A 2034-nucleotide genomic window follows, 5' to 3' on the forward strand; every position below is an offset into this window, starting at 1 on the left:
CTCCTACTTTGACCAGCGGGGCCTTCCGAGAAAGATAATCTCTGCTGTGTGGAAGGATGAACGGTATATTGACCAGTTATCACTAAAAACCAGGGCGGCTGCCGAGCTGGCGCGGTTGGCACAACCGGCAGTAAGTTACAGCATCACTGGGTTGCTGGATCAATACGTGGAGTTAGGTGACATTGTACAAGTGTATGACCCGGACGTCGGATTGCATGCATCTTTCCGTGTTTCACAACGTGATTGGTACCCGCTTGAACCTTGGCGAACGCAGATTCAACTGGAGCAGCCGCTCCCGCAACTGGCTGGACAGTTGATTTCTGGGCATGAAAGTAATGCTGGTGGCGATACAGCCACGGAAGCGAGTTATGTCCAAGGGATGAATCCGTCGGTCGTCACTATCGGTGCAACGTCGCAGGCTATTGTCGCGATTCCGATTTCCACTCTGTCATCAACGGATGCAGAGTTCACCGTCACCATAACAGGTCAGGCCAGCGCGGCTACGACGCTTACAGTCGCATGGATGCTGAACGGCCAACAGATCGGGCCAACGCTCAAGCATATGCTTGCGTCTGGATGGAACACCTTCTCGGCAAGCTTTATCCTGCAGCAGGTCCCGCAGACGTCCGGCATTCTCAACGTGATGGCCAGCGTCTCATCCGGGACGCTCTCTGTCGACATCGGAGCGGCCCGGGGATACGTCTACGCGGCCAACATGCTCGGCGGAGGAGGCGGAATGCCGACAGCATCTGTGGAGGAGTCCCTGCCAGCGATCATTACGATTCGAGAGAATCTGCTTGGCACAAAGCTGGATTTGCCGCGTCGCGTGAATTTGCAGGAGCAGTTGCCTGCCACCCTGGTAATACAGGATCAGGTCAGTATTCAATTAATCTAGGGGGGTTGCAGTGTGAACGAAGCGCTTCCGAGTTTGACGGTTCCAAAGGGCATCGTGACCGTTGAACTTTTCGATGCAAGGACGAAGAAACTCCTGTACCGCGAGAGGAAAGAGAACTTCATTGCCTTGCCTGCCAAGGAGCGTTTCGCGTGGGTGCAGATGAACGAAGTGGCGAATGGGATGCCGTCCAACATCCCGAACTACTTTGCTCCACCGGACACCTTTACAACGCTATATCTGAGTGGAGATACAAGCCCTGAGTCCCCGAGCACGGAGAGATACGTGAGGAATCCCATTGTTGGATGGGCAAACAGGAAGACACCATATAGCGGCTCTGACCCGCTGAGAGGTACAATCAATGCGTCCGAGTCGACCTGGGACCGGACAAAAGCGCATTATGTCTTCGATTTCCCGACGAACGCAGCGAATGGAACGATTGCGTCAATCGGATTCGCAGGGTTTTATACGGAACCGACCTATCAGAGTTGTGGCGTCCGAAAAATCTCCACCGCACCGATCCTCTCTGGGGTAAACATTAACAACAATAGTGGGCTAACTCTGGCGAATGGTCTTTTGCATCTACTGGATAACAACAAGGTGATCCGTCAGATCGACCCGAACACCGGGAAAGACATGGGATCCATCTCAATCTCCGGTATATCCGCATCAATTTATCCCTTTACCTTCGGAGGGGGGTACTTCTGGGCAGGAGATGGGAATACCGGAAAAATCTATAAGATAAATCCCGACGGAACATTGGCGCAAACGATCAATGTATCTTTTCCATGGATAACCGCGTTAGCTTATGATAACGGGTATTTGTGGATATATGTTAATAGTTCTGGCACCGATTCGAGCACTGGAAGACAGTATGCGCAAAGTCTATATAAAATATCAACGTCCGGAGCAATCACGACCGTCATTCCTAATTCGTTCGCAAGCGCTAGCAGTATTAACGATTTAGCTGTTGACCAGTCATTTATTTACTGCTGTGGCTTAGTTAATTACGATCCTTTTATAGGGATTGTGGACAAAACAACTGGAAATCTTATCGCCTTGCTAAGATGTTACATTAGTGGTTTTGGCGGTAATAATTCTGCATACGGAATAGAATTAGCCTCTGACGGCTCATTGTATAC

The 2034-nt window shown here is 50.8% G+C and carries 2 pseudogenes; both read left to right on the forward strand.

What is annotated here, in order from left to right:
- A pseudogene (locus tag BAA01_11900) lies at positions 1-895 on the forward strand (hypothetical protein).
- A gap of 12 nt (positions 896-907) precedes the next feature.
- A pseudogene (locus tag BAA01_11905) lies at positions 908-2034 on the forward strand (hypothetical protein).

It is taken from the genome of Bacillus thermozeamaize, assembly GCA_002159075.1.
GTDB lineage: Bacteria > Bacillota > Bacilli > ZCTH02-B2 > ZCTH02-B2 > Bacillus_BB > Bacillus_BB thermozeamaize.